Here is a 17,993-nt window from a genome sequence, read left to right as displayed (position 1 = left end):
TATCTGTTCCAGTTGTGTTCCGCAACCATTTAAAGTTTAATGAATGTGTTGACGTTTTGTTCAGCGTAGCATCAGCACGCTGCAGGCGGCGCCCGCTGCGGCTGCGGGAGCGAATGGCTCGCGCACGATCAGTCCGTTGGCGTCGGCCAGCATTCTGAGCATCGAGGAATCCTGGATACTGAACGGCGTTGCCTCAAGCGTGCCAGCTTCTTCCTCCACCTCCGCGCGTACATAGTCCTGCCTGAGATCGTTGGCCGGCATGGCGGCGCCGAGCCGCGCCTGACGCATGTCCTGGCGGAAGGCGCGGCCGCCGAGCCGCGCCAGCAGCGGCTTCAGAAAGAGCTGCGAGCAGACCAGGCTGGCCACCGGATTGCCGGGCAGGCCGATGCAGCGGATGGCGCCCAGCCGCCCGAACATCAGTGGCTTGCCGGGCCGCATGGCGATTTTCCAGAAATCAAGCGCCATGCCTTCGCCGGTCAGCACGTCATGGACGAGGTCATGGTCGCCGACCGAGGCGCCGCCCAGCGTGACGATGACGTCCGCGCCTGCGTCGACGGCTTTTGTCACCAGCGCGGCGATCGCCTCCTTGCGGTCGGGGGCGATGCCGAGATCGAGTGCGCTGGCGCCGACCGAGCGGGCCGCGGCGGCGACGCCATAGGCATTGGAGGAGATGATCTGGTCGGGGCCAAGGTCGCTGCCCGGCGGCAGCAATTCGTCGCCGGTGGCGATGATGGCGACCAGCGGCCGTTTCACCACGCGGACCTGCTGGTGGTTGGCCGACGCCGCCAGCGACAATGCCGCCGGATCTAGCAGGCGGCCTTTCTCCAGCAGCGCGTCGCCCTTCGAGAAATCGAGCCCGAGGCGGCGGATGTTGCGGCCTTCAACCGTCGGCGCGGTCACTTCGACCATGCCGCCACCGAGGTCGCGGACATTCTCCTGGATGACGATGGTGTCGGCGCCTGCGGGAAGCGGCGCGCCGGTGAAGATGCGCACGGCCTGCGCTGGGCCGACTGTTCCGGCAAAGCCTCGTCCGGCCGGCGCCATGCCGATCACCGAAAGTCTCGCGGGCACGGACGCGACATCGTCGGCCCGCACGGCATAGCCGTCCATGGCCGACGCGTTGAATGGCGGCTGGGTGCGGAGCGCCATGAGCGGCTCCGCCAGCACGCGGTCGGCGGCATCCATCAGGGCGACGCTTTCAGCCTGCAAGGGCGCAGCATCCGCAAGCAGGTGCTCGAGCGCCTCGGCGACCGCAAGCAGCGCCATTATTGGCCTGCCCTCTGGGCATCCGCCTTGTAGTCGCCGGATTTGCCGCCGGTCTTTTCCACCAGCCTGATGCCGGAGATCGCCATGCCGCGATCGACCGCCTTGGCCATATCATAGATGGTCAGGCAGGCGACCGAGACGGCGGTCAGCGCTTCCATCTCGACGCCGGTCTTGCCGGTGACGCGGGCCAGCGCCGTGACCTTCAGGCCGGGCAGCGTCGCGTCAGGTTCGATGTCTACCGATACCTTGGTCAACAGCAGCGGATGGCAGAGCGGGATCAGCTCATGCGTCCTCTTGGCCGCCATGATGCCGGCGATGCGCGCCGTGCCCAGCACGTCGCCCTTCTTGGCATCGCCGTCGAGAATCATTTTCAGCGTTTCGGGCCGCATCGAGACAAGACCTTCGGCGATTGCCGTGCGGGTCGTCTCCGCCTTGTCGCCGACATCGACCATATTGGCTTCGCCTTCCGCGCCAAGATGGGTGAGGGCGGCCGACATCGTCAGGTCACCCTGGAGCGACGTGCGTCCGTTTGGACGCACAAAGTACACTCTGACGCTTTGTATCTATGCATCATGCTCTCCGAACATCGATTCCGATTTTCGGGCAGATGCATTGGCGGGCGCCTTGCCCGTCAAAAGCAGGTGCGTCGCAGTGGCCACGTCCTGTTGCCGCATCAGGCTCTCGCCGACGAGGAAAGTGCCAATGTCGCTCCGTTCCAGCCTGCGGCAGTCCTGGTGCGAGAAAATACCGCTCTCGCTGACCAGCAGTCGGTCGGCCGGCACCATAGCCGCGAGCCGCTCCGATGTCTCGATGCTGGTTTCGAACGTCCGCAGATTGCGGTTGTTGATGCCGATCAGCCGCGACGACAGTTTCAGCGCGCGTTCCGTCTCGGCCTCGTCATGCACCTCGACCAGCGCATCCATGCCGAGCTCGAACGCCGTCGTTTCGAGTTCCCTGGCCACGGCGTCATCGACGCTCGCCATGATGATCAGGATGGCGTCCGCGCCCCACGCACGGGCCTCGAACACCTGATAGGGCTCGAACAGAAAATCCTTGCGCAAAGCCGGCAATGTCACGGCGCTGCGCGCATCGGTGAGGAATTCAGGCGCCCCCTGGAAAGACGGCGCATCGGTCAGCACCGAGAGGCAGGCAGCCCCACCTTTGGCATAGGCCGTGGCCAGCGCCGGCGGATCGAAATCGGCGCGGATCAGGCCCTTGGACGGGCTCGCCTTCTTGATCTCGGCGATCAGCGCGAAACTGCCGGATTTGCGTTTGGCTTCAAGGGCCGAGAGAAAGCCGCGTGGTGCGTCGGCATCCTTGGCCTGCGCCTTGATTTCGGCAAGCGGCACCCGCGCCTTCGCCGCCGCGATCTCGTCGCGCTTGTAGGCTCCGATCTTGCGCAGGATATCAGACACGGCGCTATCCGTTCGAAATCTCGACCAGCCGGTCAAGCACCTTCAGCGCGCGGCCGCTGTCGATGGCTTGCGCCGCCGTCGCCATGCCATCGGCAAGCGTCGTCGCCTTTCCCGCCACCACCAGTCCGGCGCCGGCGTTCATCAGCACCGTATCGCGAAAGGCACCGGCAGCGCCGCCCAGCATGTCGCGCAGCGCCTGGGCGTTGTAGGCGGCATCGCCGCCGCGCAATTCGTCCTTGGTATGCCGCTTCAGCCCGACCGCTTCCGGGGTCAGCGTAAAGCTGCGGATCTCGCCGCCGACCAGTTCGGCGACCTGGGTTTCGCCGGTGGTGGTGATCTCGTCATAGCCGTCGCCATGGGCGACCCAGGCGTGGTCGGCGCCCAGTGCCTTCAACGTCTCGGCCACCGGCATGATCCATTCCGGCAAGAAGACGCCAACCATCTGCCTGACGACACCAGCCGGATTGGAGAGCGGGCCAAGCAGGTTGAAGATGGTGCGGGTGCCGAGCTCGACGCGGATCGGGCCGACATGCTTCATCGCCGGATGATGCGCCGGCGCGAACATGAAGCCGACGCCTGCGTCGTGGATGCAGCGGCCGATCGTTTCCGGCGGGATGTCGAGCTTGACGCCGAGCGCGGTCAGCACGTCGGCGGCGCCGGTCTGCGAGGACAGTCCGCGATTGCCGTGCTTGGCCACCGGCACGCCGCAGGCGGCGATGACGAAGGCGGATGCGGTCGAGATGTTGACGCTGTGCGAATTGTCGCCTCCCGTGCCGACGATGTCGATGGCGCCAGCCGGCGCGTCGACGCGCAGCATCTTGGCGCGCATGGTGGCGACGGCGCCGGAAATCTCGCTCACCGTCTCGCCGCGCACGCGCAGCGCCATCAGGAAGCCGCCGATCTGGCCGGGCGTAGCGTCGCCCGACATGATGATGTCGAAGGCATCGCGCGCTTCCTCGAAGGAAAGGGAGCTGCCGGCGGCGACCTTGGCAATATGGGTCTTGAGCGCGCTCATCTGGTCAGGGCTTGGGCAATTGCGGTCTGGTCGATGCGAACGTCATATTGCGTCTGCAGCTGCGCCACCAATTGGTCGAGCAGGTCGTCGGACATGCCGGCGGTGAACGATTTCTGCGCGTCGTCCGGCACCGAGCTGGCGTCGGCTCCGGCAGGCTCGAAGACTTCGGCGATCCTGAACAGGATCTGTCCGTCGCCGGTGGGCGAGGGGATTAATCCGGTCCCGCCTTCGCCTTCGCCGAACATCGCAGCCGCCCCTTCCTTGCCGAAATCGGCGTCGTCCGCCCCGCGCTTGACGCCGCGCTTGGTCTGCTTCTCAAGCTTGAGCTCGCTCGCGATCACGTCGAGCGTGGTGCCGGCCTCGAGACGCTTTTCGAGCTCCTGCCCTTTTGCGGTGAGCCGCTTGGTCGTTTCCGCCGCCGTCCAGTCGGCCACTACCTTCTGGCGGACTTCATCCAGCGTGCGGTCGCGGGCCGGCGTGACCGAATCCACCTCGTAGAACACGAAGCCATTGTTGGCGGTGGTGAGGTCGGGATTTTCGGTGCCGGGTTCGGCATCGAACACCGCCTTGATGAGCTCTGGCGATTCCGGCAGATCCTTGACGATGGTGCCGTCCGGCCTCAGGCCGGTGCGATCGATCGCGTCGACGGTGACGACCTTCAGCTTCAGTTTTTCGGCCGCTTGCTCGAGCGTGCTGCCCGAAGCGCGGCTATCTTCGTAACTGTCGCGCACGTCGAGCAGAATGCGGCTTGCCTCGCCCAGCGCCAAGTCCTTGCGGATGTTGGCGGCCACTTCGGCCAGCGGCTTCACCACTTCGGGCTTGATCTCGGTGACGCGCAGCAGCACCGGACCGAAGGCGCCCTGAACGACCGGGCTGACTTCGTTGACGTTGAGCGCAAAGGCCGCATCCGCCACCGCCTTGTCGGCGATCTTGTCCTTGGACAGCGTGCCGAGCAGCGTGTCGGCCTGCGTCTTGCCCTCGGCGGCGACGAGTTTGTCGAAGGTCGCGCCGGTCTTGAGTGAATCGAGCGCGGCCTTCGCGGCATCGGGCGTTTTGAACACGAGCTGTTCGATGGTGCGCGTTTCCGCCGTGGTGTAGCGCCCCTTGTTCTTGTTGTAGTCGTCGCTGACCTGCTGGTCGGTCACGGCACTCACATCCATGATGTCTTCCGGCTCGAGCCTGACATAGGAGAATTTGCGGTATTCGGGCGCCGCATAGGTCTTCTTGTTTTCCTCGAAATACGCCGAAAGCGTAGTGTCGGATGGCGCTTCGATCGGCTCGACCAGCGATTTCGGCAAGGTCAAATAGTCGATGGTGCGGTCTTCGCCCCGATAAAGCGCGACCGCCTTCAAGAACGTATTCGGGGCCTTGAGGCCGTCCGAAACCGCCTCGACGATCTGCTGGCGCACAGCCACCTGGGCGCGATTCCTGAGATAGTCTTCCGGCCGCATGCCGACCTGTTGCAGTATGTATTCGAAAGTCCTTCTGTCGAAGTTGCCGCCGGGACCCTTGAAGGCCGGGTCTTCATGCGTGAGTTGGGCCAGCCGGTCCTTGGACAGCCCAAGCCCGAGCTTGCGGGCCTGCTCATCGAGGACTGCCCCCGACACGAGTTGCGCCAGCACCTGGTTGTCGAGGCCGAGCGCCGTCGCCTGCTCGCGGCTGATGCGCTGGCCGAATTGCTGCGACATCACGCTGATCTGCCGGTCATAGGCCAGCCGATACTCGTTGATCGACACTTTGGTGCCGCCGGCCGTGACAACGGCGTCGTGGCCTGCAAAACCACCGACCATCTGTCCGGAAATGCCCCAGACGGCGAAGCTCAACACCAACAATATCAGCAGCGCTTTCGCGATCCAGGTTCCCGCCGCGCTTCTCAAGATGCCAAGCATGGTCACTTCCGATTTTTTCGCGCATTTTCGCATGCGCCGAGTCTGAAACAAGCGCAATAGCGTCCTTCCGGCCCACTGTCGATTGCTTTGTGGGCTGAGTTTGGTAGTGAGGACGCAGCCGAATATTGCCCGGAGAAGCAAATCCCATGACGCCTGGAATCCGCCCGTTGGTCGCTGGCAACTGGAAAATGAACGGCACCAGCGCCTCGCTCAACGAACTCAGGATGATCGGCAACGGCTTCATGAGCGGGCTCGATGCCGAGACCGAAGCGCTGGTCTGCGTTCCGGCGACGCTGCTTGCGCATGCCGCGGAGATCTTGTCGCGCACGCCGGTCCGGGCCGGGGGCGAGGATTGCCACGCCAAGGAGAGCGGCGCCCATACCGGCTGTATTTCGGCCGAGATGCTGAAAGATGCGGGCGCCAGCCACGTCATCGTCGGCCATTCCGAACGCCGCGCCGATCACAATGAGGACGACGCCATTGTCCAGGCAAAGGCGTCCGCCGCGTGGCGCGCCGGGCTGGTTGCCATCATCTGCATTGGCGAGACGAGAGCCGAGCGCGAGGCGGGCGCCACGCTAGACGTGCTGTCGCGCCAGGTCGCCGGCTCGGTGCCGCCGAATGCAACGGCATCGAATACCGTCATCGCCTACGAGCCGGTATGGGCGATCGGCACGGGGCTGACGCCGACTGCCGCCGACGTTGCTGAGGCGCATGCGCATATTCGCGAAAAACTGTCGGAAAAGCTTGGCAGCGCAGCGGCAAAGATACGCATCCTCTATGGCGGCTCGGTCAAGCCGTCGAACGCGGTCGAACTGCTGGGCGTAAAAAATGTCGACGGCGCGCTGGTCGGCGGCGCCAGCCTGAAGGCGGCGGACTTTCTCGGCATTGCCGAAGCCTATCGAAACATCTCCTAAAGCGCGTCGCGCTTGGCCGGCCTAATGCGACGCGCTTTAGGTTGTTGTTTTTACGCATGTCGTTATCGCAAACCCGCTGCACACCCTCGGGTCAGGCCCGGGGTCAGGCCCAGGGCATGCTTTTGCGCGACGTGCTTTAGCATCGAAAGGCTGTCGGGCACTTCGGATACTGTGCCGCAGCGGAAAATGTTGCAACGGCCGCATTGCTTCCCATATTCCGGCCACGGGCTTGGAATTGCCGTCAAAGCATTGTATTGAGCCGCCTCCAAATCACCGGTCGTATCTGCGGCCGCGCAAGGCTTTGCCAGGATAAATTATGGAAACCGTACTGATCGTCGTCCACCTCATGGTTGTGCTCGCTCTTGTCGGCGTGGTGCTGCTGCAGCGCTCCGAAGGCGGCGGCCTCGGCATCGGCGGCGGATCGGGCTTCATGACCGCGCGCGGCGCCGCCAATGCGCTGACGCGGGCGACGGCGATCCTGGCGGCGGCGTTCTTCGCCACCTCGCTGACTTTGTCGATCGTCGCCCGTTACGGCGAGAAGCCGATCGATATTCTCGATCGCGTGCCTGTGACGAACGGCGAGGGCGGCGTGCTCAACCAGTTGCCTGGCACCACGACGGCGACACCGCCGTCCGGCAATACGGCGCCAACGCCGCCTTCCGGCAATGATGCCGCAGCCCCGGCCCCCGCTGCACCGCCAGCGGCGGGAGCGACCACGCCGCCGGCCACAAACGGCGCCACCCAGCCAGTAACGCCGCAGGTTCCAAACCAGTAATCAGCAGACGTCCGGCGCCGCGATCTGTTGTTGTTTGAACACAGTCGCGGCAAATGCCGCACGATCACGAGGATTCGACCGGGCGCGGCACGCCAGGGCGCTTGAGGCGTCTCCGATTAATCGATTATAGATTGCGCGCGGCACATTCGGGGTCCTTGGGGGACGCCGGGCGACGCCGTGGCAACAAGCATTGAACGATCGGATCTTCGCCATGCAGCTTCGCAGCTTCATTTTAGCCGGCCTTTGGGCCGTGCTCAGCCTTGGTGCGCCCGCTTACGCGGCCATGCCGGCGGGCAATTCGGCCCCTAAATCCGCAGTCACAACTGACGTCGTCTACGTCGCCGCCAAAAGCGACACGGCGCAACTCAAGCTCCTCAAGAAGAAAAAAGACCCGAGCGCGGCAGATCTTGCCCAGATCAGGAAGATCGAAGCCAAGATCGCGGCTAACAAGCAGTCTGCTCGAGTAAAGGCGATCGAGGCAAGGAAGCTGGCGATGCGCGAGGCGGCCAAAGCCAGGTCGGACGCGGAACGGCAGGCATTTCTTGCCAAGAAGGGCCTCGCCAAGAAGGATAAGTCCGCTGGCAAGGCCAGGCTGGCCGATGCCAGGCCGGTCAAGATCATCGAACCGATTCAACCCATCGCTGCAATCCAGTCGGCCGAGGCAATTCCCGCCGAGGCCATGAACGTCGCGCTGACCGGCAACAACGGGGAATTGCGCAGCGAGCCGGTCGGACAGAAGCCGCAGCGCGTCGGGCTGTTCGCCGGCCTGTTCGGCGGCACGTCCCCGTCGATGTCGCTGCTCCCCGAGACCCGCGCCCTCGATGCCGCGCTCGCCAGCAAGGAAGCCAGGAAGCAGTTCAAGGTGAAGCCGGAGTTCGTGCCGCAAGAGGTCGAGTTCACCGGCTATAGCCCCGGCACCATCGTCATCGATACGAGCGCGCGCCGCCTCTATCTCGTCGAATCCTCCTGGACCGCCCGCCGTTATGCGATTGCGGTCGGTCGTGACGGCCTGCAGTTCAAGGGCACGGTCGCCGTCGGCGACAAGCAGGAATGGCCCCGCTGGATCCCGACGCTCGAGATGCAGAAGCGTGAGCCGAAGAATTACGGCCGGTACAAGGACGGCATGCCCGGCGGCGGCGATAACCCGCTCGGCGCCCGCGCCATCTATCTCTATGACGGCAAGAAGGACACCCATCTGCGCATTCACGGCACCATTGCGCCGCAGTCGATTGGGACGAGCTCCTCCAACGGCTGTTTCCGCATGATCAACGAGCACGTCATGGACCTTTATCGCAGGGTGAAAGTGGGCACCAAGGTCGTCATCATCTGACGCCTTGACGGGTCTAACAAAAGGGCCGGCCTCGCCGGCCCTTTTGCTTTGGTTCGAGCATCATCAGGGCGCCTTCTTGGGAAAAAGCCTTCGCGGCGGTTTTTTCTCTGGCGGAATCAATTCGGCCGCGTTAAGCGATGACTCCCATGGCGCGATATGTATTCATCACAGGCGGCGTGGTTTCCTCACTCGGAAAAGGCATCGCTGCAGCGGCCCTTGGGGCTCTCTTGCAGGCGCGAGGCTATCGCGCGCGCATCAAGAAGCTTGATCCCTATCTCAATGTCGATCCCGGCACGATGTCGCCATACCAGCATGGCGAAGTCTTCGTGACGGATGACGGCGCCGAGACCGATCTCGATCTTGGCCATTATGAGCGGTTCACCGGCCGCTCGGCCAACCAGCAGGACAACATCACCACGGGCCGCATCTACAAGAATATCATCGAGCGGGAGCGACGCGGCGACTATCTTGGCGCCACCGTGCAGGTCATTCCGCATGTCACCGACGAGATCAAGAATTTCATTCTCAACGGCAATGACGACTATGACTTCGTCCTGTGCGAGATCGGCGGCACCGTCGGCGACATCGAGGCGATGCCGTTTCTGGAGGCGATCCGCCAACTTGGCAACGACCTGCCGCGCAACAACGCCGTCTACGTGCACCTGACGCTGATGCCCTATATTCCAACGGCGGGCGAATTGAAGACCAAGCCGACCCAGCATTCGGTCAAGGAATTGCGCGGCATCGGCATCGCGCCCGACATCCTGCTGGTCCGCGCCGACCGCCCCATTCCCAGGGAAGAGCGCCGCAAACTGTCGCTGTTCTGCAATGTGCGCGAGAGCGCGGTCATCCAGGCGCTCGACGTGCCGCACATCTACGACGTGCCGATGGCCTATCACAATGAAGGGCTGGATTCGGAAGTGCTCGCCGCTTTCGGCATCGATCCGGCGCCGAAGCCGCGGATGGAGCCGTGGCAAGCGGTGTCCAAACGCATCCACAACCCGGAGGGCGAGGTGACCATCGCCGTCGTCGGCAAATATACAGGCCTCAAGGACGCCTACAAATCGCTGATCGAGGCGCTGTCGCATGGCGGTCTCGCCAACCGCGTCAAGGTCAAGCTCGACTGGATCGAGAGCGAGATATTCGAGAAAGAAGACCCGGCGCCGTGGCTGGAAAAGGTCCACGGCATTCTGGTCCCCGGCGGTTTTGGCGAGCGCGGCGCGGAAGGCAAGATCCTTGCGGCGAAGTTCGCCCGCGAGCGAAAAGTGCCGTATTTCGGCATCTGCTTCGGCATGCAGATGGCCTGCATCGAGGCAGCGCGTTCGCTGGCCGGCGTCAAGCATGCCTCGTCGACCGAATTCGGTCCGACCGAGGAACCGGTCGTCGGCCTGATGACGGAATGGCTGAAAGGCAACATGCTGGAGAAGCGCAGGGAAACCGGCGATCTCGGCGGCACCATGCGGCTCGGTGCCTATCAGGCGGACCTCGCCAGGGGCTCGAAGATCGCCGAGATCTATGGCGACACGCAGATTTCCGAGCGCCACCGCCACCGCTACGAGGTCAATGTCGACTACAAGGAGCGGCTCGAGGATTGCGGGCTGGTTTTTGCCGGCATGTCGCCGGACGGCGTGCTGCCGGAAACGGTCGAATATCCCGACCATCCCTGGTTCATCGGCGTGCAATATCATCCCGAGCTGAAAAGCCGGCCGCTTGACCCGCACCCGCTGTTTGCCAGCTTCATCGAGGCAGCGGTGGAGCAGAGCCGCTTGGTCTAAATCGACAGGCTATCGTGAGATATCCGGGCTAGCATGCAAACCTACGTCGCTCTGCTTTACAGTATCGTCCTGGGCGAGGGGCGGCGTGTCGTCATGTCCGATCTCAGGGCCATGACAGAAGGCCTGGGCCTGAACAATCCGCGCACGCTGGTGGCGACCGGCAATCTGGTTTTCGAGACGAAAGAAACAGAGATTGCCGTGCTGGAGCGCCGATTGGAGACGGCGTTCCAAAAGACCTTCGGCCGCCATGTCGACATCATCGTGCGCCGCGCGGATAACTGGTTGAAGCTTGCTGCCGGCAATCCGTTTCCCGCCGAATCGGCTGCCGCCGCGGATCAGGTAGCGGTGCGCGTGATGCGCAAGCCCGTTCCGGCTGAGGCCGTCGCGGCGCTGGAGGCCTATATCGGCAAGGCTGAGCGGATGCAGGCGGTCGGCGGCGACATCTGGATTTTCTTTTCGCGCGAGACGCCAAGCTCGCGTCTTGTGGCGGCGATAAGTCATAAACGGCTCGGCATCGGCACCTCGCGCAACTGGAACACGGTGCGCAAACTGGCCGAGATGGTCGGCGGATAGGGCTTCCCCTTCTCCCCGAATAGCGACGGGGAGAAAGACGCCTTCGCAAAAGATTTCGCCAATTTCCAGCGTTGCGGAAAGGGTGCCAAGGTTGCGGCCAGCCCCTTCTCCCCGTTCACGGGGAGAAGATGCCGGCAGGCAGATGAGGGGCGGCGCCTACATTGACAGCGCAGGACAACTCTACCCCGGGAAATCACCTCAGCTGGCGCTGCCCCTCATTGCCCTGCCGGGCATTTCTCCCCGTAGAGCGACGGGGAGAAAGACGCCTTCGCAAAAGATTTCGCCAATTTCCAGCGTTGCGGAAAGGGTGCCAAGGTTGCCGCCAGCCCCCTTCTCCCCGTTCACTCTCCTGGGAGAGGTAAATTGGAAATCCTGGCGTCGAAACTGTCCGCGACTTCCTTCGAGATGTGATCGAAGTTTTGGAATGGCCTGTTCTCCGAGAAGTGTCCACTTGCAATCGACGACGGATTTGCTAAATGTAGTTGCGTGCAACCACAATGGAGGCAACAGCAGTGAAACACATCAACATTCGCGAAGCCAAGGCCACTTTGACGGCACTCGTCGATGCGGCCGAGGCCGGCGACCCAATCACGATCACGAGGCACGGCAAGCCAGTGGCAGCTATCGTTCCGATCGACGAAGCGAGGAAGATTTACCCCGAGAAGCCCAGCCTCGCGGAATACCTGCTGTCGTTCCCCGGTTGCCCCGAGGGCTTCGAACCGGAGCGCGACCGCACCCAGCAAAGCCGCGAGGTTAACCTTTGACCTCATACCTTTTCGACACCTCGGTGCTGTCGGCGACCGCGCCGGGAAAGCCTCCGCTGCCCCCGAATGCGGCAGCTTGGCTATTGCAGCAGACGGGCAACTTGTTTGTGCCTGCCTTTGCCCTCCACGAACTTCGGAGAGGCATCGCCAAGCTCGACCGCTCGGGAGCCACGGCGAAGGCTCAGACGCTAATGGCGTGGCTGCTGGGCATCATGACGGACTACAGCGCGGAAATCTTACCGATCGATGCGGCGGTGGCGTTGGAGGCAGGCCTCATGGAAGACGCCGCCACAGCCGCAGGGAGTCATCCAGGGCTGGCTGACATTCTCATCGCTGCGACCGCTAAAGCGAACTTCTTGACGCTCCTGACTGGGAACCTGAGGCACTTCCAGCCCTTAGGAGTTCCCTGCCTCGATCCACTGACGCTTTGACGGAGAAGAGATCCCAAAGGGGTCTGCTGCGGCTAGCCAAATCCGGCTGCGTAATCCGCATACCTCAAATGCGGGTTGAGCGCCTCCAGGCCCCGACTCGGGATAATTGAAGTCCCAGTGCCGCGGCGGGCAACGGTTCGCCACATGTTTGTCATGTTTGGTGATTCGATTTCGGTCGAGTGATGTGAAAGACTTCGTTTTTGGCCCGAGTTTTTCATCATCGGGTTCTGTTTGCCGGAAACACATGGTCAGCAGTAAGTTCAAAAGGTTCGATCAGGCCCATAACGATCGACCGGGAGGAAACAATGAATCGCCTGCAATTCTTTACGCCTGTGCGTATTTCGCGCGGGCAGGAAAGTCCTGCCGAAGAAATTGATAGCGTAGCCGAAGCGATGGAGTTCTTGCGTAGATGGCCAGTCGGCCGGCGTGGGCCAGTCTACCAATGCGCGGTGAATTGCTGCTCCGCGGCTCTGGCGGGCGGGATGTCGGCAGAGGAAGCAAGGAAGGCTTTTACCGGCTTCGCCCGCATCACGCGCTTGCTCGACGACGACATGGCTCTGCCGATAGGCGGCGGCAATGTTGATAGCGTGCATGCGCTGAGGCGATGAACGTTCCTATTTGACCCCTGCCAGTAACGGGACGTCGACAAGCACAGCACCTCGAAAGTCACTGCACCTCGACCGGGGCAGCGAAGACGTAGCCAGCGCCCCGCTCGGTGACAATGAGTTTCGGCTCGCTCGGGCTGACCTCGAGCTTGCGGCGCAGTCGCAGTATCTGCACATCGATACTGCGGTCAAACACCTCTTCGTCGTGAATCCTGCTGGCAGCGAGAAGCTGCTCGCGGCTCAGGATTTGTTGCGGCGATTGCAGAAAGGCCGCCAGCAGGTTGAACTCGCCGGCGGTCAGCGGCGTCGCTTCGCCAGCGGGCGACCTCAGGCGCCGCATCCGCATGTCGAGTTCCCAGCCGGCAAAGCGGTATCGCTTGGGCTTCTTGCCAGGCGACTGCTGGCGTGTTGACCCCGATCGCCGCAGCACGGCGCGAACGCGCGCAAGCAGTTCCCTGAGGCTGAAGGGCTTGGTGATGTAGTCGTCAGCCCCGAGCTCCAGGCCGACGACGCGATCCACTTCGTCGCGCCTGTGGCCGGTGATGATGATGATGGGCGGCGCTTCCGGCGGACTGCCGAGTTGCCGCATGATTTCAAACCCGTCCTCGTCGGCAAGCCGCATGTCGAGGAGCACCAGCTCTACCGGTCTTTCATTGAGGACGCGCGACATGGCCCGGCTGTCGGCAACAGCGCTAACCCTAAAATTCTCGCTCTCCAGGTAATTGGTGAGCATCTCGCGAATTTCGGGGTCGTCATCGACGACAAGGATATGCTTCGCCGCCGCTGCCGGTTCGATTGTGCCTTTCGACTGCTCTTCGCAGCGAGTGTTCTGTTCGGCTAACATCTCAGACCGTCCGCAGGTATGGAACCCATGACCGAGCCGTTGCTTTATTAGACTTAACGCCGATTAACGGCGAGTTGTTGGCAAGCACCGATAATCTTCGTGATCGGATACCACAGGCTCACTCGATGGCGTATGGGCAGATTGGTAAGGTTCGGGCGAGGCTTTTGGTTCCGCTTTGCCTGGCAGCGGCGGCACCGTTTGCGTTGGCCCTGGTCAATCAGCCGGCCCCTCCGATCGGCGAGCCGATTGCTCCGATAATGGGCACTGGTCCTTCCGACCAGGCGAAGATCGCGCTTGGCGAGAGCCTGTTCAACGATGTCCGGCTGTCGCATGACGATGTCATCGCCTGCAGCGGTTGCCACAGGCTCGATTTCAGCGGCGACGACGGCAGGGCTCGTTCCACGGCGGCGGATGGCGGGCAGCTCGATTTCAACGCGCCGACCGTCTTCAGCGCAGCGCTCAATTTCCGGCTGAACTGGCGCGGCAATTTCCGCAGTGTCATCGAGCAGAACGAGGCAGTCCTGCTCGATGACAGGCTGATGAACACGAGTTGGGAAGAATTGCTGCCGAAACTGCGCTCCGACCCGGACTATTCGCGGCGGTTCGTGACGCTCTACGGCGCGGCTCCCGGCCGGACGGACGTGCTCGACGCCCTGGCCATCTTTCAACGCTCGCTGATCACGCCCAACGCTCGTTTCGACCGCTATCTCAAGGGCGAGCGCGACGCCATCACGGCGGACGAGGAGCATGGCTATCAATTGTTCAAGGCCTTTGGCTGCATCGCTTGCCATCAGGGCGCCAATGTCGGCGGCAATTTGTTTCAGAAGTTCGGCATCTTTCGGAATCCCTTCGCCGGTCAGAAAACCTTGTCCCAGGCGGATCTCGGCCGCTTCGCCATTACCGGCGTCGAGAGCGACCGCCATGTCTTCCGCGTTCCCAGCCTGCGCAATGTCGCGGTGACGGCGCCGTATTTCCACGACGGCCGCACCGCATCGCTCCCAGACGCAGTGAAGATCATGGCGCGGAGCCAACTCGGCCGGGAACTCGATCAGCGCGATACCGATCTCATCGTCAAGTTCCTTGCGACGCTGACGGGCGAATATCGCGGCCAGCCGTTGACCAGCGCAGCGGATCGTCTGCAGCAATGAAGTCGCTACCCATCCTGGCGCCGGTCGTCGCGTGCCTGCTCATCGTCCTGACCTACCTCCTGCTGCAGGGCGCGGCTCCTGATGCCGCGCGCCACGAACGCACGCTCGACGCTCTCAGGACCGTTATCCTCTATAACGCTGCCCTGCAGCGCGACGTGTTGCGGGCACGGGCGGGGCTGTTGCGCAGCTACGATCCGCTTGTGCGGTCGATCGAGAACCTGAATGAGGCGACGCGGACGCTGCCGGCTGCCGGGGACGTCGCAAGCGGCGAAGCACGGGCGGACATCGAGAGGCGGATTGCCGATGTCATCGCCGCGGTGCGCGACGAGGAAACGCTCGTCGAGGCGTTCAAGTCGGACAACGCGCTGCTGCAGAACTCTTTGAACTATTTCAACTATATGAGCGGCCGGCTCACGACCGAGGGCGACGGCCTTCGAGCGGTCGAGATCGGAGCTCTGATGATCGCCATGTCGCGGTTCATCAGCGATCCCCGGCCGGAGGCGGCAAGGGCAGTCACCGCCTCGCTTGACCGGCTGGCCAGGCCATCCGTCGATGCCGTGGCTGCAAGCGATGTCCGCTCCCTTGTCTCCCACGGCCGGCTTATCGTCAGCAGGCTTCCGGCGGTCGACGATCTCGTCTCCCGCCTGCAGACTGCGCCAACGAGCGAACGGGCCCGCGCTCTGCAGGACCTGTATCTTGATGTGCATGGGCGCGCCGCGGCACGGGCTGCGCGGTTCCAGACGCTGCTCTACGTCGCGGCGCTGGTCCTGGTGGGCTATGTGGCTTACCTGTTCGCTCGCCTGCGCCACAATGCGCGGATCCTGCGCGAGCGGCTGGAATTCGAAGGCTTGATCGCTTCGATCTCGACACAGTTCATCAATCTGCCGCGTGACCGCATCCGGGCCGGGATCAGCAAGGGCCTCGCGCGCCTGGTGGAACATGCCGGGCTCGACGGTGCCCAGATTTTCGTCAGCCGCACATACGATGCCGATCTTTCCAGCGGCTATTTCTATCGCCGTCCGAGCGGAAGCTCGACGGCCCGCCTGCCGAACAATTTGATCGAACTGGCTTCACACTGGACGCTCGCGGACCATGAACGGCAAGGCTGCATCGACGTCCCCCGCGTCGGCGAGCTTCCCGAGGGGCGGGAGAAGGCATGCCTGCAGGCGCATCAAATTCGATCGTGGCTGTGCATACCGATGTGGCATGCCGAAGAGCGGCTGGGTTTTCTGGCTCTCGATGGCGTAACGCACGAAAAGCATTGGACCGACGACGACATCGCGCTGCTGCGCACCGCCGCCGAGATCTTCGCCAATGCCATCGCGCGCCAACACAACGAACGGGAACGCGAAGCGCTGCAGGCGCGGCTCAACCAATCGCAGCGGCTGGAAGCAATCGGAACGCTGGCCGGCGGCATAGCGCACGAGTTCAACAACATTCTCAGCGCCGTCCTCGGCTATAGCGAGATGGCGCTGGTGGTGCTGCTGAAGGAGTCTCGTGCGCGGCGCTACGTCCAGCAGATCATGAAGGCCGGCAGGCGGGCGCAGGACGTCACGGAACAGATCCTTGCCTTCAGTCGTCGCCGCGAGCGGCAGCATCACGCGCTGCGGGTGCAGCCCGTGATTGCGGAGGCGGTCGATCTGCTGCGCGCCTCGTCCCCCGCCACGCTTGCAGTGGAGACGCATCTTGCAGCCACGGATGCCGCGATGACGGGCGATCCGACCGAGCTTCAGCAGGTGGTGATGAATCTCGGCACCAACGCGGCGCATGCGATGAACAGCCGCGGATTATTGGAGATCGCTCTCGACATGACCGAGATCGTCGAGGCGCAGGCGCTGTCGCACGGCAACCTGCCTGCCGGCCGCTATATCCGCCTTGCCGTCAGGGACAGCGGCAGCGGCATGGATCAGGCGACTCTCGAGCGCATCTTCGAGCCGTTCTTCACGACCAAGCCGGCAGGGCACGGCACCGGGCTCGGCCTGTCGACGGTGCACGGAATTGTCGCGGCACATCGGGGTGCGGTGGACGTGAAGAGCCAACTGGGCCAAGGCACGACCTTCAAGATTTATTTTCCGCAGATCGAACCCGCTTCAGCACAAGCGGATGAGGGCGAGGGCGAGGCCACCGAGGTTCTGGTCGAGTATGGCAACGGCGAGACGATCCTGGTTGTCGATGACGATACGCCGCTGATGCAACTTGCCGAGGAGATGCTCGCCGCGCTGGGCTACGAGCCGGTCGGGTTCGACCGCAGCCCCGCGGCTCTCAATGCCTTCCGTGCCGATCCGGGGCGCTTCGACCTGGTGCTGACGGACGAGGTCATGCCTGACATGACCGGGGTCGAGCTCTCCGGCAAGTTGCATGAGATCCGGTCTGACCTGCCAATTGTCCTGATGACCGGTTACGGCCGCACGCCGCGATCGCGTCAACTGACGGCGGCCGGCATAAGCGAAGTCATCAAGAAACCGCTGCTGTCGGCCTCTGTTGCACAATGCCTTGCCCGCCATCTGCATTCAGGCTGATCACGGTCGGCCGGGTCCTCGTTACAACCGTAACCAAAATTCCGCCTGGCTGAAATCAACCTGTAGCCGGGCCCTTCGATGTTCCAGTCCAGGCCCGGACCATAATCCTGAGAAGAGCAGGATCCCGAGAAGACCATGGCCCGAAAATTGGAAACCGGTAGGAGAAGCTGATGACACGATGGGCTCTCGTCGGAATTGCCGCCCTTGGCCTGAGCGGGCTGCTCGCCACCGTAAAGCTCGACCCAGATGAGACGGGTGCGGCGATGGCGACCGATTCGATCGAGCGCGGTCGATACCTGGTGAAAATCGGCGGCTGCAACGACTGCCACACGCCAAATTATCTGGAGAAGGCCGGCAAGGTTCCCGAGGATCGATGGCTGATCGGCGACTCGCTTGGCTTCAATGGGCCGTGGGGGACGATCTACCCGACGAATCTTCGTCAGCTTTTGCGGACCATGGGCGAGGACGACTGGGTACGGTCAGCGCGTACAGTCGAGACGCGCCCGCCTATGCCGTGGTTCAACCTGCGTGCCATGACCGAGGCCGACCTGCGCGCCATCCACCGATATGTGCTTTCGCTGCCGGCGGACGATACGCCGGTTCCGGGCTATGTGCCGCCCGATCGTCCGCCGAAGACACCGCATATTGTGTTTGTGCCGCAGGCTCCGAAGCCGTAGTCGCCTCCGAAGACGTAGTCGCCGCCGAAGATCCGGGGGCAGGGTGTTCCCCG

17 protein-coding genes are annotated in these 17,993 nt (G+C 63.1%); 11 read left to right on the top strand and 6 right to left on the bottom strand.

All coding sequences use genetic code 11. The features are described 5' to 3' along the window. Window positions 1-60: 60 nt before the first annotated feature. From AC0L18_RS00460 to AC0L18_RS00440, 5 genes are all read right to left on the bottom strand, one after another. Window positions 61-1,266 (bottom strand): molybdopterin molybdotransferase MoeA, encoded by a 1,206-nt coding sequence (locus tag AC0L18_RS00460; RefSeq protein ID WP_473490191.1) that lies wholly within the window; start codon window positions 1,264-1,266, stop codon window positions 61-63. Then, window positions 1,266-1,763, bottom strand: coding sequence for a cyclic pyranopterin monophosphate synthase MoaC (gene moaC / locus AC0L18_RS00455; protein ID WP_473490190.1), 498 nt, complete (start codon window positions 1,761-1,763; stop codon window positions 1,266-1,268). The genes AC0L18_RS00460 and moaC overlap by 1 nt, the downstream gene beginning before the upstream one ends. A 66-nt stretch (window positions 1,764-1,829) precedes the next feature. Continuing rightward, the gene (gene trpC / locus AC0L18_RS00450) at window positions 1,830-2,681 is read right to left on the bottom strand and encodes an indole-3-glycerol phosphate synthase TrpC (RefSeq protein WP_473490189.1); all 852 of its coding nucleotides are present in this window, start codon (window positions 2,679-2,681) and stop codon (window positions 1,830-1,832) included. A 4-nt stretch (window positions 2,682-2,685) separates the two neighbouring features. Then, window positions 2,686-3,696, bottom strand: a complete 1,011-nt coding sequence (gene trpD / locus AC0L18_RS00445; RefSeq protein WP_077384095.1) for an anthranilate phosphoribosyltransferase — start codon at window positions 3,694-3,696, stop codon at window positions 2,686-2,688. After that, a complete protein-coding gene (locus AC0L18_RS00440) occupies window positions 3,693-5,585 on the bottom strand; it encodes a SurA N-terminal domain-containing protein (RefSeq protein ID WP_473490188.1) in 1,893 nt (630 codons plus the stop codon). Before AC0L18_RS00440 ends, trpD begins: the two co-directional genes overlap by 4 nt. Window positions 5,586-5,731: 146 nt before the next feature. On the opposite strand from AC0L18_RS00440, the gene tpiA reads away from it, so the two are divergent. The 8 genes from tpiA (at window position 5,732) to AC0L18_RS00400 (ending at window position 12,755) form a co-directional block, all read left to right on the top strand. After that, complete coding sequence (gene tpiA / locus AC0L18_RS00435; protein WP_473490187.1) at window positions 5,732-6,499, top strand: triose-phosphate isomerase; 768 nt, start codon at window positions 5,732-5,734, stop codon at window positions 6,497-6,499. Between the two features lie 316 nt (window positions 6,500-6,815). Then, window positions 6,816-7,274 (top strand): preprotein translocase subunit SecG, encoded by a 459-nt coding sequence (gene secG / locus AC0L18_RS00430; protein WP_473490186.1) that lies wholly within the window; start codon window positions 6,816-6,818, stop codon window positions 7,272-7,274. Between the two features lie 211 nt (window positions 7,275-7,485). Continuing rightward, entirely contained in the window at window positions 7,486-8,604 is a 1,119-nt protein-coding gene (locus AC0L18_RS00425; protein WP_473490185.1) for a L,D-transpeptidase, read from the top strand. A 137-nt stretch (window positions 8,605-8,741) separates the two neighbouring features. After that, window positions 8,742-10,379 carry a CTP synthase gene (locus tag AC0L18_RS00420; protein ID WP_084646645.1) on the top strand — a complete coding sequence of 546 codons (1,638 nt, stop codon included), beginning with the start codon at window positions 8,742-8,744 and terminating at the stop codon, window positions 10,377-10,379. A gap of 33 nt (window positions 10,380-10,412) precedes the next feature. Beyond that, window positions 10,413-10,952 carry a DUF1697 domain-containing protein gene (locus tag AC0L18_RS00415; protein WP_473490184.1) on the top strand — a complete coding sequence of 180 codons (540 nt, stop codon included), beginning with the start codon at window positions 10,413-10,415 and terminating at the stop codon, window positions 10,950-10,952. Window positions 10,953-11,464: 512 nt separating this feature from the next. Next, window positions 11,465-11,716, top strand: a complete 252-nt coding sequence (locus AC0L18_RS00410) for a type II toxin-antitoxin system Phd/YefM family antitoxin (protein WP_473490183.1) — start codon at window positions 11,465-11,467, stop codon at window positions 11,714-11,716. Next, window positions 11,713-12,147, top strand: coding sequence for a PIN domain-containing protein (locus AC0L18_RS00405; protein WP_473490182.1), 435 nt, complete (start codon window positions 11,713-11,715; stop codon window positions 12,145-12,147). The genes AC0L18_RS00410 and AC0L18_RS00405 overlap by 4 nt, the downstream gene beginning before the upstream one ends. A 305-nt stretch (window positions 12,148-12,452) precedes the next feature. After that, the gene (locus tag AC0L18_RS00400; protein WP_473490181.1) at window positions 12,453-12,755 is read left to right on the top strand and encodes a DUF982 domain-containing protein; all 303 of its coding nucleotides are present in this window, start codon (window positions 12,453-12,455) and stop codon (window positions 12,753-12,755) included. A 58-nt stretch (window positions 12,756-12,813) separates the two neighbouring features. Here the strand turns inward: AC0L18_RS00400 and AC0L18_RS00395 are convergent, their stop codons facing one another. Beyond that, window positions 12,814-13,596 (bottom strand): response regulator, encoded by a 783-nt coding sequence (locus tag AC0L18_RS00395; protein WP_473490180.1) that lies wholly within the window; start codon window positions 13,594-13,596, stop codon window positions 12,814-12,816. 257 nt (window positions 13,597-13,853) lie between these two features. On the opposite strand from AC0L18_RS00395, the gene AC0L18_RS00390 reads away from it, so the two are divergent. From AC0L18_RS00390 to AC0L18_RS00380, 3 genes are all read left to right on the top strand, one after another. After that, window positions 13,854-14,744 carry a cytochrome-c peroxidase gene (locus AC0L18_RS00390; protein ID WP_473490179.1) on the top strand — a complete coding sequence of 297 codons (891 nt, stop codon included), beginning with the start codon at window positions 13,854-13,856 and terminating at the stop codon, window positions 14,742-14,744. Next, window positions 14,741-17,263 carry a two-component system VirA-like sensor kinase gene (locus AC0L18_RS00385; RefSeq protein WP_473490178.1) on the top strand — a complete coding sequence of 841 codons (2,523 nt, stop codon included), beginning with the start codon at window positions 14,741-14,743 and terminating at the stop codon, window positions 17,261-17,263. The genes AC0L18_RS00390 and AC0L18_RS00385 overlap by 4 nt, the downstream gene beginning before the upstream one ends. A 170-nt stretch (window positions 17,264-17,433) precedes the next feature. Next, on the top strand, window positions 17,434-17,940 hold the full coding sequence (locus AC0L18_RS00380; protein ID WP_473490177.1) for a c-type cytochrome: 507 nt from the start codon (window positions 17,434-17,436) through the stop codon (window positions 17,938-17,940). The last annotated feature ends 53 nt before the right edge of the window (window positions 17,941-17,993 follow it).

The sequence above is a fragment of the Mesorhizobium sp. WSM4819 genome (assembly GCF_055811215.1).
This window is presented reverse-complemented; position numbering and strand designations above follow the sequence as displayed.

What these genes read in the sequence shown, in the direction of transcription:
- AC0L18_RS00460 (WP_473490191.1), bottom strand. Translation starts at nt 1,266, where the DNA reads ATGGCGCTGCTTGCGGTCGCCGAGGCGCTCGAGCACCTGCTTGCGGAT.
- moaC (WP_473490190.1), bottom strand. Translation starts at nt 1,763, where the DNA reads ATGTCGGCCGCCCTCACCCATCTTGGCGCGGAAGGCGAAGCCAATATG.
- trpD (WP_077384095.1), bottom strand. Translation starts at nt 3,696, where the DNA reads ATGAGCGCGCTCAAGACCCATATTGCCAAGGTCGCCGCCGGCAGCTCC.
- AC0L18_RS00440 (WP_473490188.1), bottom strand. Translation starts at nt 5,585, where the DNA reads ATGCTTGGCATCTTGAGAAGCGCGGCGGGAACCTGGATCGCGAAAGCG.
- tpiA (WP_473490187.1), top strand. Translation starts at nt 5,732, where the DNA reads ATGACGCCTGGAATCCGCCCGTTGGTCGCTGGCAACTGGAAAATGAAC.
- secG (WP_473490186.1), top strand. Translation starts at nt 6,816, where the DNA reads ATGGAAACCGTACTGATCGTCGTCCACCTCATGGTTGTGCTCGCTCTT.
- AC0L18_RS00425 (WP_473490185.1), top strand. Translation starts at nt 7,486, where the DNA reads ATGCAGCTTCGCAGCTTCATTTTAGCCGGCCTTTGGGCCGTGCTCAGC.
- AC0L18_RS00420 (WP_084646645.1), top strand. Translation starts at nt 8,742, where the DNA reads ATGACTCCCATGGCGCGATATGTATTCATCACAGGCGGCGTGGTTTCC.
- AC0L18_RS00415 (WP_473490184.1), top strand. Translation starts at nt 10,413, where the DNA reads ATGCAAACCTACGTCGCTCTGCTTTACAGTATCGTCCTGGGCGAGGGG.
- AC0L18_RS00400 (WP_473490181.1), top strand. Translation starts at nt 12,453, where the DNA reads ATGAATCGCCTGCAATTCTTTACGCCTGTGCGTATTTCGCGCGGGCAG.
- AC0L18_RS00395 (WP_473490180.1), bottom strand. Translation starts at nt 13,596, where the DNA reads ATGTTAGCCGAACAGAACACTCGCTGCGAAGAGCAGTCGAAAGGCACA.
- AC0L18_RS00390 (WP_473490179.1), top strand. Translation starts at nt 13,854, where the DNA reads ATGGGCACTGGTCCTTCCGACCAGGCGAAGATCGCGCTTGGCGAGAGC.
- AC0L18_RS00385 (WP_473490178.1), top strand. Translation starts at nt 14,741, where the DNA reads ATGAAGTCGCTACCCATCCTGGCGCCGGTCGTCGCGTGCCTGCTCATC.
- AC0L18_RS00380 (WP_473490177.1), top strand. Translation starts at nt 17,434, where the DNA reads ATGACACGATGGGCTCTCGTCGGAATTGCCGCCCTTGGCCTGAGCGGG.